This is a genomic window from Streptomyces sp. NPDC001832 (genome assembly GCF_040297265.1).
In the GTDB taxonomy this organism is placed as follows: Bacteria; Actinomycetota; Actinomycetes; order Streptomycetales; family Streptomycetaceae; genus Streptomyces.
On the sequence record NZ_JBEOYU010000004.1, the window covers coordinates 228286 to 241086 of the forward strand.

Genomic DNA, 12801 nt, shown 5'->3' on the forward strand with positions numbered 1-12801 from the left:
CTTTGTGAGTGGGCGCAGCGACAGTTCCCCCGGTCTCTGTATGCGACCACACCAACACTGGGCGCGGCATGGGCCCCAGGGCCCAATGCAGGGCTCAAAGTCCCAGGTGGCCAGCCTGCCCCCTACGCCACCGACTGGCCTGATATGGACTTGTTGGGCGGCTATGACGTGGCGTCAGGTAGCTCCAGCGGACCAGAAGTCGGAGTGGACGTTGGGGCGGGGGAGCGGGTAGACACCTTCGTAGGCGGGGCTGTTCGGTGGGGTGGTGGATTCGGCGATTTCTGACTCGCTTTTACGCAGGGGCTATCGACTTCGAAGAATGCTTGGCCCTTGTAGCCGATGATGAGGCTGACGCCGAAACCGTCCTTGGTCTGCGCGTAGATCGCCGGAAAATCCACCGGCACCTGCGAACACGTCAACAGCCCTTAGGGTGTCCCGGGCATCTCGGCCGTCGGACGTGCCTGCGACCGGCGCACTCACCTCGGCCCGTGCCACGGCCCGCTTCCGGCCACCGGCGGACGGAAGCGTGCCGGGTGCGGAACGAGAGCACACGGGCTGGCGGGTCCTGAGTACTACTGGTCGGCGTCCTGCCAGGGGAACGGGGCGAGGTCGGGCTCGACCCATCCGTTCTTCGCCTGCGGGCCGGCCAGCGTTGCCGGACGGTAGAAGCGGGTCAGCAGGCGCTTGTCGAGCAGCGCCGGGTGGCGGTCGGCGAACGTTGCGAAGTCGCCCTCGTCCGGTTTGGTGGCGTGGTGCCCAACCAGTTCCACCCAGGCGCGGCTGATGGTCGCGTGGTACTTCTGGGGCGCGCCCGCGTAACGGGCGGTGCGCTGGATGCCGTCGCCGACCAGGCCGACTGCTGCGGGCACGCCGCACCGTCGCACGGCCAGCCACGTCAGGTGGACATGCTCCCGGTGACCGAACCGCTCGGCGGTCGCCATCACCTCGGCCATCAACGTCTCGAAGGTGGGCGCACTTGGGGTCAGTGTCCCGGGCTGCTGCGTGGTCATGAGGACACCGATGTCAGGGCCTGCAGGGCGGTGCGCAGGCCGGCGATCGCGTCGGCGGGCAGGTCGCCGAGCGTGCGGTGCTCCAGGTCGGTGACGGTCTGGCGGATCGTGGCGGCTGCCAGGCGTCCGGAGGATGTGAGCTCGATGAGCACCGCCCGGCGGTCTCCCGGGCGGGTGCCCCGGGTGATGTGGCCGCGCCGTTCCAGGCGGTCCAGAACGCTGGTCAGGGTGGTGGGGCGAGTGCCCACGGCCGCGCCCAGCTCTGACACGGTTCGCCCGCGACCGTCGGCGAGGTTGGCCAGCGCATTGATCTCGGAGGCGGTCAGGTCCAGGTCGACCAGCTCTGCGGCGAGCACCTGGAGGGTGGCGTGGGTGGCCCGCTGGAGCGCCAGCAGGGCCGACCACTCAGATGGCACGCTTTCGGATTTCACGGTGTCGGACTATACGATTTCGTATGACTTGCCGCAAAACCGAACCCGCCCCCGTCCACAGCCAGGTCCCAATCGCAGCAAGCAGTCTCCTTGCGCACAGTTACAAATCACCTCACTGGCACCCCGGTTTCCATGCGCACTCCACCCAGAGCAGCTTCCCGCCCTGCCCCGGCAGCCCGCCCCGCATGGGGTACGCACCCCAGCTCTCCGCATAGAGGGTGACGAGGTACAGCCCCCGCCCGCGTTCGGCCAGTTCCGCAGGGGCCTCGGCACTCCATCGGAACGGGGCGGGGATATGCGGGTTGGTGTCCCAGACGCTCAGCCGGACGCGGCTGCGTCCGGCGTCGCGCAGGCGCAGGGAGTACGCCCCCGAGGAGTGCAGATAGGCGTTGGTGACCAGCTCGCTCGCCAGCAGTTCGGCGGTCTCGGTGAGTTCGCGCATGCCGTGGACGCGCAGGATGGTGCGGAGGGTGGCACGGGCCACGCCGGGGGCGCGGGGATCCTGCGGGAGTTGGAGGGTGTACGTCCAGGGCGGGGTTACCGTGGCACTGGCCATAGAAGTCTCCGTTCACAGAAGGACGTTGAATCATGGGTTTCCGGTTGCCCGGTGACGAGGCCGCTCCGTCGAGCGGGGTACTTCCGGGCGGGTGGCCTGGCATCCAAGGTAGCGACCGGCAGCTAACGTGTTAACCGATTCTTGGTGAATCAATAGACTGACACCCTTGTGAGTGACCAGCCGCTCAAGGAGGCGAATGAACCCGTGAGAAGTCAGCCAACGGCTCGTCAACTTCGGTTCGGCAGCGAGCTGCGCAAACTCCGTGAGCGCGCAGGACTCACTGCGACCCAGGCCGGACAACTCCTGGGCGTGAAGCAAAACCAGATCAGCAACATGGAGGCCGGACGAATCGGCGTGAGCCTGGCACGCCTACGCGCTCTGGCCGGCCAATACGACTGCGCCGACAAGGACGTGGTCGCCGCGCTGGGGCACATGACCTCCGACCGCACACGCGGCTGGTGGGAGGAGTACCGAGAGATTCTGCCCGCACCGCTGCTCGACCTGGCGGAGATCGAGCACCACGCCCGCCGGTTGCGAACAGCCGTCACCGTTCACATCCCCGGCCTCTTCCAGACTGCGGAATACGCGCGCGAAGTCTTCCGCCAGGACGTGCCGGAACTGTCGCCTCCCGACATCGAGCACCGCATCTCGTTCCGCATCAAACGACAGGCCGTGCTCTTCAGGGAATCACCCACGCCACACCAGGCCGTTGTCCATGAGGCAGCGTTGCGCATGCAGTTCGGCGGTCCGGCGGTGACCCGCAAGCAACTTCAGCATCTTCTCGACATGAGCGAACGCGAGCACATCACTCTCCAGGTGATCCCATTCTCCGCGGGAACCTTTCCCGGGTCGGGTCAGTCGATCTACTACTTCCTCGGACCGGTTCCGCAGCTCGACACCGTCAACCTGGATCAGTCCCACGGCCCCGTTTTCCTCGACGCCGAGGCCCAGTTGGAGAAGTACCGCGTGCTGCTCGGCCGCATGGAAGCCACCGCGCTGGACCGCGACACATCCAGGAACTTCATCCGCAACATCGCCCGCGACCTGTGAAGGAACCCACCATGTCCGCTCCCGCCTGGCAGAAGTCCTCGTACTGCGCCCAGGGCAACTCCTGCGTACACATAGCCGCACCCGTCCCCGGCACGGTCTGCCTCACCGAGAGCGGCGACCTCACCGGAGCGATACTCCGCACCACGCCCGCCGCGTGGGCAGCCCTCGTACGCACTCTCAAGGAGAGCCGTCCCCATGACTGACATCCCCGCCGACCTCACCTGGATCCGCGCCGCCCCCGAAGGCGAGGAGGGCCCCGGCCCCTGGATCGAGATCGCCTTCGGCCCGGACGAACTCGTATACCTCCGCGAGACCGGCGACCCCACCAACATCGTCACAACCACCCAGGTGAAATGGGACGCCTTCACCAAGGGCGTCCTCGCCGGCGAGTTCGACCACTTCGCCGAACTCGACGGCGAAAACCCGGCCACCCAGACCTGACGGAGACCGGCCCGCCTCGGCGTGTCCAACCACATGCCCGAGCACGTGTCCGACCGCGCCACCGCGGGCATGATCAACGGCATGAACCACGAGCCGGGCCGGATACTCCGCTGGAACTTCTTCATCGGCGGCCATCTCAGCGCCTCGGTGCCCGTACGTCTCGTCGAGCGCACCGACAGGGGCCAACTGGTATGGATGGAAACCGGAACGCCCATGTGGCGTACAAAGCTTCCGCGCGGGGCGCATCTGCGGGACATCGCTCCGCACGAGCGCCCGGCCGGCGGATACCCGGTGGTCGCCGACCGGTGGCCGATGGGCAGCGCGCTCTTCTACCAGCCGACCGGTGCCGCGCACTCCGTGCTCTGGCTCTTCGGCCGCAGACGGAGGTTCCGTGGCTGGTACGTAAATCTGGAGCACCGGGTCCACCACGGCGACGACATCGACATCACCGACCACGAACTCGACATCAATGTGGCGCCGGACCGGAGCTGGCAGTGGAAGGACGAACAGTCCTTCGCCGAGAAGACCGGCCACCCGGCCTACTGGTCGGCCGACGAGGCGTCAGCCATCCGAAGCGAGGGCACCTCGGTCGCACGGCTCGCCGAGGCCGGAACGTTTCCCTTCGACGGCACCTGGTGTGATTTTCGGCCGCCTCCGACCTGGACGACACCACCCCGGCCACCCGTCCCACGCCACCCCCTGCTCTGACCAGCCACTGCGCTGACCAGCGCTGCGTAAAGGTCTCGGCCAGGGTGGCGGGATGACAGTCATTGCCCGGGGTCACCCTCCGTGATACACAGAGTAACCATACATATTCGGTCATACATCGATTCGATCCGCAGGTCAGGGCAGTCAGACCGGTCAAATGTGCGAGATTCGGGTAAAGAGACCTGCCAAGCCGTCATACGAGAGCCGTTTCATCAGCGAAGATAGAGAGCGACCCGTGTCGTGTGACAGGGGCATTGAACTACCCAACAGGGGCGGTGACTTACATGATCCTGGCAGCTGAAAAGGGCGACATCACCACCATCATCGGCGGAATCGCCCCAAATTGGGGACCGTTCGGGACCTTGGGCAACGAAGCCCGCGTAATGATCGAGGTCGTGATGGCCGTCGCCATCCTGCTCTGCCTCGGCATCGCGGTCTGGGGTGCGGCAAAGCAGCGCATCGGCGCGACGGCACTGCGCGACACGTTCAGCGCGGAACAGGGTAAGGGGCTGATCGTCGCCGGTCTGACAGGTGTGTTCATCATCGGATCGCTGGGAACTCTGTTCACCATCGTCTACGGGATGGCCGTCTGACCGGCTGTCATTCCACGCCAGGGGCAGTGCCGCCCACCGCCAACCAACACCATCCGCCCGTCGTGCCGCAGAGGTTGCGTCTCCCTGATGTCGAGTCACCACACCGCGCCCACGCGGAAACCCGCACGGCTACCGTCGTGCTGCTTGGTTCAGGAAACGGTTGAGGGGGCGTACGCGGCATGAGTCTCGGCGACGAGAAGGGCTACGGCAGCGGCGCGGGTCGTACGGACGATGGATACAGCACCATCGGCGGTACGCGCCAGACCCGTACCCGCTTCCCCGACGGCGAGGGCGGCGACGGCTACAACACCCCCCGCCGCCCCGCCCGCAACTCCCGCTCCCTCGTCACGGTGGTCGGCGTGGTCGTCCTCCTGATCGCGGCTATCGCGTTCGCGAACATGGGTGGCGGTGGCGGAGCCAGTGGCGGCGGCTCGGGGAATGCGGGAAGCAAGCCGGATTCGTCGTCCACGGCGGCCACGGGGACGAAGCCGGTGACCGGGAAGAACGGTTCGATTCCGTCGGGGTTCGCCCATGACGAGCAGGGGGCGCAGAGCGCGGCGTCCAACTACGCGGTGGCGCTGGGATCTGTCGGGATGTTCAACGCGGACACACGCCGGAGCATTGTTCAGGCCACCCACGACCCAGCCGTCGTGGAAAGCCTGCTGGCCGCCATGACGAAGGCTTACTCACCGGGCTTCCTCAAGAACGTCGGCCTCAACGAGGACGGCACCGCTCCCAGTGGCCTGACCTTCGTTTCTCGGACCGTCCCAGTCGGCACGAAGGTGGTTGAACAGAGCGGCGATACAGCCACCGTTGAGGTCTGGTGCACGGGTCTCGTCGGAATGGCCGGACAGGGCTCCACCAAGCCTGTCACCGCTACATGGTTCACCATCTCGGAAAAGCTCAAATGGGTCGGGGGCGACTGGAAGGTCGAGTCGTCGAGCCAGACGGAAGGCCCCACACCGGTTAACGGCGACAACAGGGCATCAACTGCGGACGAGATCGCTGGTGCGGTCGAGGGATACGGAGGCTTCACCTATGCCCGATAGCCACCGCCCACGTGCGCGCTCCCTCGTAACGGTCGTAAGCAGCCTGCCAGCCATGGTGGTCCTGCTGACATCGCAAGCCGCCGCGGCCCCCTCACCGACACCCACGCCCGCTCCCAGCAAGAGTGACGACGCGTGCGACCTCATCGTCGGGCTTGCCAAGGAATACTGCGAAAACGGCGACGCAGGCGCCCCCAAAACCGCCCCCTCCTCCACCCTCGACAACTCCCTGGACCCCCTCTCCTCCCTCGCCCGCGGCTGCGCCGACGCCGCTGCATGGATCGTCGACAAGCTCAGCGAGGCCGTGGAGCAGACCGCGAGCGTCGACTTCACCAACGAGGCCTTCCGGCAGCAGTACGCGATCGTGTTCGCGGCCTCCGCCGTCCTCACGCTCGTCCTGTGGCTGTTCGCCGTCGCCAAGCGCGCCATCCGTGGTGTCCCGCTCACCACCGCGATCTCCGAAGCCGTCGGATTCCTCTGGCTGACTGTCATCGCCTCTGCCTTCACCCCGCTCGTCCTCCACGTGGTCGTATCCGCCACCGACGGCGTCAGTGACGTGATCGCCTCGGCTACGGGAAACAAGGCCGACGTCTTCTTCGGCTCGTTCTCCGAAGCGCTCAAGAAGGGCTCCGGCATCGGCGGCGGACCGATCATGCTGATCGTCGTCTCGCTCGTCTCGATCCTCGCCGCGGGCGTCCTCTACCTGGAGCTCGTCATCCGCGCCGCCCTGCTCTACGTGGGCGCCCTCCTCGGCACCGTCGTCTACGCGGGGCTCGTGGACAAGAACATGTGGGGCCACGTGCGCCGCTGGGCGGGCATCATGATCGCGGTGATCATGGTGAAGCCGATCATCGTCATCGTGCTCGGGCTGGCCGGCGCGCTCTCCGCGGACGACGGGCCGAACGCGTTCTCCGCCGTCGTCTCCGGCCTCGCCATCATCCTGCTCGCGATCTTCGCCTCCGCGATGATCTACCGTTTCGTCCCCGGCTTCGGCGACGAGATCCAGGGCGCCCGCACCAACCGTAAGCAGGCCACCGACGGCTCCCAGGCCGCAGCCTTGATCAGCTCCCCTGCCGCTCTCGTCTCCCAGGGCATCAAGACCCACAGCAGCCGCAGCGGCCAGAACGGCGGCGACAGCGGCAGCGGCGGGGGACGGCCCGCCAACCCGATCAGCGGCGGTGTCGCCGCGCACAGCTCCCGCAACTCCGGCGGAGGAAGCGGAGCCGGCGGCGGATCCGTCCCCGCCGCGCCTCCGCCCCGCAGCGGATCGGGACCGACCTCCGGCACTCCTCACGGCAGCCGCTCCCACCGAGGTGGCGGATCAGGCAGTTCAGGTAACAACAGCACGGGAGGTGGAGGGCGTTGACGACTCAGTCCCACACGATCGCGCCCCGCCGTACGTATCTCATCGGCCGGGCCAGGCCGAACGCGATCGTCGGCAAGAACCGCGAGACCGGCGAGATCGCGCTGATCATCGTCGGTGCGTTCTTCGGCATGATGAGCGGGCTGCTCGTCCCGTACCTGGCCCCGCGGATCGTGCTGCTCGCGGGCTTCCCCCTCCTCGCCCTCGCGATCGTCTACCTCCCGTACAAGCACCGCACCCTGTACAAGTGGTTCGAAATCAACCGCAGCTACAAGCGCACCCTGCGCCGCGGTGCGACCTACCGCTCGGCGGCCATGGAGGCGGGCGTCGGCGCCGACGGGCGCGAGGTCGAGATCGGACCACCCCCCGGCATCGGCCGGATCAACTGGCTCGCCGCCCCCTTCGGCCCGGACGAGATCGCCGTACTCCTGCATGCCGACCGCCGCACCGTAACCGCCGCGATCGAGATCGAGGGCCCCGGCGTCGGGCTGCGCGACAGCGAGGACCAGGAAGCGCTCGTCGACCGGTTCGGCACGCTGCTGAAACACGTTGCCAATGGCGACGGCTTCGTGACCCGCATTCAGATGCTGGCCCGCACCCTCCCCGCCGACCCGGACGCCCACGCCAAGGACGTCGCCCAGCGCGGCGACAAGAAGTCCCCGGGCTGGCTGCAGGAGTCCTACGACCAGCTCCAGTCCATGGTCTCCACCTCCAGCGAACAGCACCGCGCCTACCTCGTGGCCTGCATGCACTACACCCGTGAGCTGGCAGCCGAGGCCAACGCCATGGCCCGCGCCGCCCGCCCCACGGCCGGCCGCAAGCTGGACCGGGACGCGGGCCTCGCCGTCGTCATGGCGCGCGAGCTCACCGACATCTGCGCCCGCCTCGCCGAGGCCGACATCCGGGTACGCCAGCCGCTCGGCCAGAGCCGGCTCGCCTCCCTCGTGCACTCGATGTACGACCCCGACCACCCCATCGACCACATCCAGGCCATGACCAAGCGCAACGCCTGGCCGGCCGAACTGGACGCGGTCGAGCCGACGTTCCTCCAGGCCAAGACCCGCGAGTCGGTCACCCGCGCGCCCTGGTGCCACTCCACGGCCTGGGTGAAGGAATGGCCGATGACACCCGTCGGCGTCAACTTTCTGGCCCCGCTCCTCGTCCACACACCCGATGTGATCCGTACGGTCGCGGTCTGCATGGACCTCGAACCCACCGAGATCGCCATCGAGCGGATGCTCACCGAGAAGACCAACGACGAGGCGGAAGCCAGCCGTCAGGCCAAGATGAACCGCACCGTCGACCCGCGCGACATCGCCGCGCACGGCCGGCTCGACCAGCGGGGTGAAGATCTCGCGAGCGGCGCGGCCGGAGTGAACCTGGTGGGGTACATCACCGTGTCCTCGCGTTCGCCCGAGTCCCTCGCCCGCGACAAGCGGACGATCCGGGCCTCGGCCGGAAAGTCGTATCTCAAGCTGGAGTGGTGCGACCGCGAGCACCACCGCGCCTTCGTGAACACCCTGCCGTTCGCCACCGGCATCCGTCGCTAGCCGCAAACGACCGAGAGAAACGAGAGGGAGGTCGGTCACGCCATGCGAGATCCGCTGTCCGCACTGTCGGACGCCTTCACCGCCTTCCTCTTCGGGAAGGTGGAGACGACGAGGCTGCCCGTCCGTACGTCGACCGGACAGGCCCAGGCCGTCTATCTGCCCACCGCGGCCCCCGGCCTCGGCGACTCCGGCGTGATCATCGGCCGTGAGGTGTACTCCGGCAAGGGCTACATCTACGACCCCTTCCAGCTCTACGGACAGCAGCTGCCCGCCCCGCACTGGCTGGTGCTCGGCGAGTCCGGCAACGGCAAGTCCGCGCTGGAGAAGACGTACGTGCTCCGCCAGCTCCGCTTCCGCGACCGCCAAGTCGTCGTCCTGGACGCACAGGGCGAGGACGGCGTCGGCGAATGGAACCTCATCGCCCAGGAGCTCGGCCTCACCCCGATCCGACTCGACCCGACCGCCGCACTCAACGGCGGCATCCGGCTCAACCCGCTCGACCCCTCGATCACCACGACCGGCCAGCTCGCCCTGCTCCGTACGATCATCGAGGTCGCCATGGGGCATGGCCTGGACGAACGGTCCGGCTTCGCACTGAAGGTCGCCCACGCGTACGTCAACGAGACGATCACCGACCGGCAGCCGGTCCTGACCGACATCGTCGACCAGCTGCGCCACCCGGAGTCCGAGTCCGCCGAGGCGATGAACGTCGACATAGATGACGTACGGGCGTGGGGCCTCGATGTCGCCCTCGTCCTGGACCGCCTGGTCGACGGTGACCTGCGCGGCATGTTCGACGGACCGACAAGTGCGGGCATCGACCTCGACGCCCCACTGATCGTCTTCGACCTCTCGCACATCGACCGGAACTCGATCGCGATGCCGATCCTGATGGCGATCGTCGGCGTCTGGCTGGAACACACCTGGATCAGGCCCGACCGGAAGAAACGCATCTTCCTGGTCGAGGAGGCCTGGCACATCATCAACTCGCCCTTCGTGGCCCAACTCTTCCAGCGCCTGCTGAAGTTCGGGCGACGACTGGGCCTGTCCTTCGTGGCCGTCGTCCACCACCTGAGCGATGTCGTCGACGGAGCGGCGGCCCGCGAGGCCGCGGCGATCCTCAAGATGGCCTCGACCCGCACGATCTACGCCCAGAAGGCCGACGAGGCCAGAGCGACAGGACGGGTGCTCGGCCTGCCCCGATGGGCGGTCGAGATCATCCCGACCCTCACCCCCGGCATCGCGGTCTGGGACGTCAACGGCAACGTCCAGGTGGTCAAACACCTGATCACCGAGGCGGAACGCCCCCTGGTCTTCACCGACCGCGCGATGACCGAGTCCTCCGCGGCAGAACTCCTTCCGGAGGACGTACGCGCCGCCGACCTGGAGGCCGAGCAGCGCGCGGCACGCATCGAGCACCAGCAACGACTGAACGAGTCGTCCGAGTCAACGGTGGCATGACATGGCGGGGCGCGGCGAGGTTCGTACCGGCGGCAGCGGAGGCATCCCGGACGGTCTGCTGATCGGCCTGCTGGCCTTTCTGCTCGGGCTGACGCTGCTGGCATGGACGGCCACCGGCCTGGCCGGACTGTTCGCGCACGGCGCCTGGCCGGAGGGGGTCACCCTCGCCCAGACCCCCCTGGCGATGCGGCAACTCGTCACCACGCCGCACGACCTCCCGGCCGCCTGGCCCGACACCCCGGCGGGCGAGCTCTCCGGGTACGGGCTGTTCTGGGGCCTGTTCATAGGCGAACTGATGGCGCTGATGGTGCTGACGGTCTTCGTGATAGGGGTGGTGACCCGCTGGCGGATGGTACGGGCACGGCACAGAAGCGAACGGTACGGGGACGGCGACGGGCCCGTACGCTCCCAGTGGCAGGAACCCCGGCCCAAGGCCCAGAACCCATCGCGGACCGAGCCGAAGCCGGGGTCGAAGCCGGCTCCGACTCCGGGGCCGGATCCGGAGCCGCAACCTGCGGCCCATTCCCCGGAACCCGCACCCGTGCCCGCACCCGGACCCGTCGCCGTCCCCCTCCCCGTTCCCGCACCCGTCCCCCTGGAGCACACACCGCCCGAGGCCGTCCTCCCCACGATCCTCTCCCCCCACGTCCCCCTCGTCGTCTACGGACCGGCCGCCACCCGCCGCCCCACCGTCCTCCAGACGGTCCAGGAGGCCGACGGGCCCGCGCTCGTCGTCACCTCCGACCCCACCGTCTGGGCCGAGACGAAGGATGCCCGCGCCAAGCTCGGCCCGGTCCTCGTCTACGACCCGGGGCACCTCTGCGACACCCCGGCCCGCCTTCACTGGTCCCCCACAGCCGGCTGCGAACAGCCCGACACGGCCGCCGCCCGCTCCGCCGCACTACTCGCCCCGGTCCGGCCGCAGGCCCGTATCGACACGACGACGGCCGACACCGCGGAAACCCTCCTGAAGTGCTGGCTGCACGCCGCCGCCATCGACGGCCGCCCCTTCCGCCAGGTCCACCGCTGGGCCCTCGGCGGCAGCGCCCACGAACCGGTGCGCCTGCTCCGTACCCACCCCAAAGCGGCCTCCGGACTCGCCGGCGTGCTGGAATCCACACTCACCGCCCACCCCGAACGCCGGGAGATGGCACAGGAGTTGGTAGTACGGGCCTTCACCGCGCTGTCCTCGGTCCACATTCGCGAGGCATGCACACCGAACCGGGCCGATTCGCTCGCGCTGGAATCTTTTGCCAACGAGGGGGGCACCCTTTATGTGATGGGCGAACCGATCGAGGATCCCCGCTCGGGCCCCGGAGCAATGCCCCTGCTCACAGCGCTCGCCTCGCACGTGGTCGAGCACGGCCGCCGCTTGGCCGCACGGTCAACCGACGGTCGGCTCGACCCACCAATGACGCTCGTACTCGACGACGTCGCCGCGGTCGCCCCCCTCCCCGGTCTCCCGGAGCTGCTGTCGACCAGCCAGGCCCTGGGCCTGCCGACCCTGGCCCTCCTCCGCTCCGAGGAACAGGCCCGCGCCCGCTGGCCCCAAGACCTCACAAGCTCGCGGCACTAAGGGCTGTCCTTACGGGACAACCCTTAGCCGGGCAAACCCGGCGCCCCACACCTACACCGGCCGCCCCACCGCATACTCCAGCTCCCGCGCGGACGGGTCGCTCGGCACAGGCACCGACTCCCCGGTGGCCGCAAACCCGATCCGCCGATAGAGCGCCGCAGCCCGCGCGTTGTCCTCGTGCACATACAGCCGCACCCGCTCGATCCGCGGCTCCACCAGCGACCACGCCCAGTCCGTCCCGGCCCGGAACAGCTCCTCGGCCAGGCCCTCACCCCGCGCCTCAGGCCGTACGAACACACCGACCACATGCGCCTGATGAACGTCGGCCGCCTCCCCGAACCGCACGTCCGCGTCCGGCCGCTCGATCAGCACGGTGACGCTGCCGTCCCACCGCCCGCCGGGCGCAACGGCGACGAACTGCCGCACTTCACCACTCCCGGCCTCGGACGCGCCGAGCGCCCGGTCCTGCCAGAACGCATCGGGCTGTGCCGCGCTCTGCGCGTACGTCTCCAGAAAGGCCATCGGCGCGGCTGGGTCCTGCAGGGCAGCCAGCCGCAGCTCCTTGACCAGGGGCCATTCATCGGCGTGTACGGCTCGAATCACATGTTCCATCCGCCGATCCTGCCCCGCCCTCCCGACCTGCGCAAACAACATTCACGGCCCCCGACCGCCCCGCGCCCGCCTGAAAAGAGGGGTGAACGCAGGAAAGCCCCGTGCCACAAGGGCACGGGGCTTTCCCGTAAAAGGAGTCCGGCGGCGTCCTACTCTCCCACAGGGTCCCCCCTGCAGTACCATCGGCGCTGAAAGGCTTAGCTTCCGGGTTCGGAATGTAACCGGGCGTTTCCCTAACGCAATGACCACCGAAACACTATGAAATTAACCAACACCGGAACAAACACGGCCGTTCGTAATTTCAGAACAAACACAGTGGACGCGAGCAACTGAGGACAAGCCCTCGGCCTATTAGTACCAGTCAGCTCCACCCGTTACCGGGCTTCCACATCTGGCCTATCAAC

Annotated in this window: 14 protein-coding genes, 2 rRNA genes and 1 pseudogene; 10 read left to right on the forward strand and 7 right to left on the reverse strand. The window is 68.0% G+C overall.

What is annotated here, in order from left to right; translation table 11 throughout:
* Window positions 1–174 precede the first annotated feature (174 nt).
* The 4 genes and pseudogenes from ABT115_RS05930 to ABT115_RS05945 form a co-directional block, all read right to left on the reverse strand.
* Window positions 175–392: pseudogene (locus tag ABT115_RS05930) on the reverse strand (hypothetical protein); the annotation flags it as partial.
* A 180-nt stretch (window positions 393–572) separates the two neighbouring features.
* Window positions 573–1010: a hypothetical protein gene (locus ABT115_RS05935; protein ID WP_351784472.1), complete on the reverse strand. Its 438-nt coding sequence runs from the start codon at window positions 1008–1010 to the stop codon at window positions 573–575.
* Window positions 1007–1426: a MarR family winged helix-turn-helix transcriptional regulator gene (locus tag ABT115_RS05940; RefSeq protein WP_351784474.1), complete on the reverse strand. Its 420-nt coding sequence runs from the start codon at window positions 1424–1426 to the stop codon at window positions 1007–1009. The genes ABT115_RS05935 and ABT115_RS05940 overlap by 4 nt, the downstream gene beginning before the upstream one ends.
* Window positions 1427–1553: 127 nt before the next feature.
* Window positions 1554–1997: an ATP-binding protein gene (locus ABT115_RS05945; RefSeq protein ID WP_351784476.1), complete on the reverse strand. Its 444-nt coding sequence runs from the start codon at window positions 1995–1997 to the stop codon at window positions 1554–1556.
* Window positions 1998–2201: 204 nt separating this feature from the next.
* Here ABT115_RS05945 and ABT115_RS05950 point away from each other — a divergent pair, with 204 nt between their 5' ends.
* The 10 genes from ABT115_RS05950 to ABT115_RS05995 all read left to right on the forward strand — a co-directional run bounded on the left by ABT115_RS05950 (window position 2202) and on the right by ABT115_RS05995 (window position 11785).
* Complete coding sequence (locus tag ABT115_RS05950) at window positions 2202–3047, forward strand: helix-turn-helix domain-containing protein (RefSeq protein ID WP_351784478.1); 846 nt, start codon at window positions 2202–2204, stop codon at window positions 3045–3047.
* Between the two features lie 11 nt (window positions 3048–3058).
* Complete coding sequence (locus tag ABT115_RS05955; protein WP_351784480.1) at window positions 3059–3250, forward strand: DUF397 domain-containing protein; 192 nt, start codon at window positions 3059–3061, stop codon at window positions 3248–3250.
* Window positions 3243–3488, forward strand: a complete 246-nt coding sequence (locus ABT115_RS05960; RefSeq protein ID WP_351784482.1) for a DUF397 domain-containing protein — start codon at window positions 3243–3245, stop codon at window positions 3486–3488. The genes ABT115_RS05955 and ABT115_RS05960 overlap by 8 nt, the downstream gene beginning before the upstream one ends.
* A 69-nt stretch (window positions 3489–3557) precedes the next feature.
* The gene (locus tag ABT115_RS05965) at window positions 3558–4196 is read left to right on the forward strand and encodes a ribonuclease FAU-1 family protein (protein WP_351784512.1); all 639 of its coding nucleotides are present in this window, start codon (window positions 3558–3560) and stop codon (window positions 4194–4196) included.
* Between the two features lie 284 nt (window positions 4197–4480).
* The gene (locus ABT115_RS05970; protein WP_338671865.1) at window positions 4481–4789 is read left to right on the forward strand and encodes a DUF8827 family protein; all 309 of its coding nucleotides are present in this window, start codon (window positions 4481–4483) and stop codon (window positions 4787–4789) included.
* Between the two features lie 179 nt (window positions 4790–4968).
* Entirely contained in the window at window positions 4969–5838 is an 870-nt protein-coding gene (locus ABT115_RS05975) for a DUF8175 domain-containg protein (protein ID WP_351784484.1), read from the forward strand.
* Between the two features lie 52 nt (window positions 5839–5890).
* A complete protein-coding gene (locus ABT115_RS05980; RefSeq protein WP_502969032.1) occupies window positions 5891–7201 on the forward strand; it encodes a hypothetical protein in 1311 nt (436 codons plus the stop codon).
* Window positions 7198–8748 (forward strand): SCO6880 family protein, encoded by a 1551-nt coding sequence (locus tag ABT115_RS05985; protein ID WP_351784488.1) that lies wholly within the window; start codon window positions 7198–7200, stop codon window positions 8746–8748. The genes ABT115_RS05980 and ABT115_RS05985 overlap by 4 nt, the downstream gene beginning before the upstream one ends.
* 42 nt (window positions 8749–8790) lie before the next feature.
* On the forward strand, window positions 8791–10209 hold the full coding sequence (locus ABT115_RS05990; RefSeq protein ID WP_351784490.1) for an ATP-binding protein: 1419 nt from the start codon (window positions 8791–8793) through the stop codon (window positions 10207–10209).
* Window position 10210: 1 nt separating this feature from the next.
* Window positions 10211–11785 (forward strand): P-loop NTPase family protein, encoded by a 1575-nt coding sequence (locus ABT115_RS05995; RefSeq protein WP_351784492.1) that lies wholly within the window; start codon window positions 10211–10213, stop codon window positions 11783–11785.
* Window positions 11786–11836: 51 nt separating this feature from the next.
* On the opposite strand, the gene ABT115_RS06000 is transcribed toward ABT115_RS05995, so the two are convergent.
* From ABT115_RS06000 to ABT115_RS06010, 3 genes are all read right to left on the reverse strand, one after another.
* The gene (locus ABT115_RS06000) at window positions 11837–12397 is read right to left on the reverse strand and encodes a GNAT family N-acetyltransferase (protein WP_351784494.1); all 561 of its coding nucleotides are present in this window, start codon (window positions 12395–12397) and stop codon (window positions 11837–11839) included.
* 136 nt (window positions 12398–12533) lie between these two features.
* Window positions 12534–12650: ribosomal RNA gene (gene rrf, locus ABT115_RS06005) — 5S ribosomal RNA — on the reverse strand.
* A 78-nt stretch (window positions 12651–12728) separates the two neighbouring features.
* Window positions 12729–12801 (reverse strand): 23S ribosomal RNA (locus ABT115_RS06010); the annotation flags it as partial.

Coding starts and splice junctions, on each gene's coding strand:
- ABT115_RS05955 (WP_351784480.1), top strand. CDS start 3,059: ATGTCCGCTCCCGCCTGGCAGAAGTCCTCGTACTGCGCCCAGGGCAAC.
- ABT115_RS05980 (WP_502969032.1), top strand. CDS start 5,891: ATGGTGGTCCTGCTGACATCGCAAGCCGCCGCGGCCCCCTCACCGACA.
- ABT115_RS05960 (WP_351784482.1), top strand. CDS start 3,243: ATGACTGACATCCCCGCCGACCTCACCTGGATCCGCGCCGCCCCCGAA.
- ABT115_RS05990 (WP_351784490.1), top strand. CDS start 8,791: ATGCGAGATCCGCTGTCCGCACTGTCGGACGCCTTCACCGCCTTCCTC.
- ABT115_RS06000 (WP_351784494.1), bottom strand. CDS start 12,397: ATGGAACATGTGATTCGAGCCGTACACGCCGATGAATGGCCCCTGGTC.
- ABT115_RS05935 (WP_351784472.1), bottom strand. CDS start 1,010: ATGACCACGCAGCAGCCCGGGACACTGACCCCAAGTGCGCCCACCTTC.
- ABT115_RS05965 (WP_351784512.1), top strand. CDS start 3,558: ATGATCAACGGCATGAACCACGAGCCGGGCCGGATACTCCGCTGGAAC.
- ABT115_RS05945 (WP_351784476.1), bottom strand. CDS start 1,997: ATGGCCAGTGCCACGGTAACCCCGCCCTGGACGTACACCCTCCAACTC.
- ABT115_RS05975 (WP_351784484.1), top strand. CDS start 4,969: ATGAGTCTCGGCGACGAGAAGGGCTACGGCAGCGGCGCGGGTCGTACG.
- ABT115_RS05970 (WP_338671865.1), top strand. CDS start 4,481: ATGATCCTGGCAGCTGAAAAGGGCGACATCACCACCATCATCGGCGGA.
- ABT115_RS05995 (WP_351784492.1), top strand. CDS start 10,211: ATGGCGGGGCGCGGCGAGGTTCGTACCGGCGGCAGCGGAGGCATCCCG.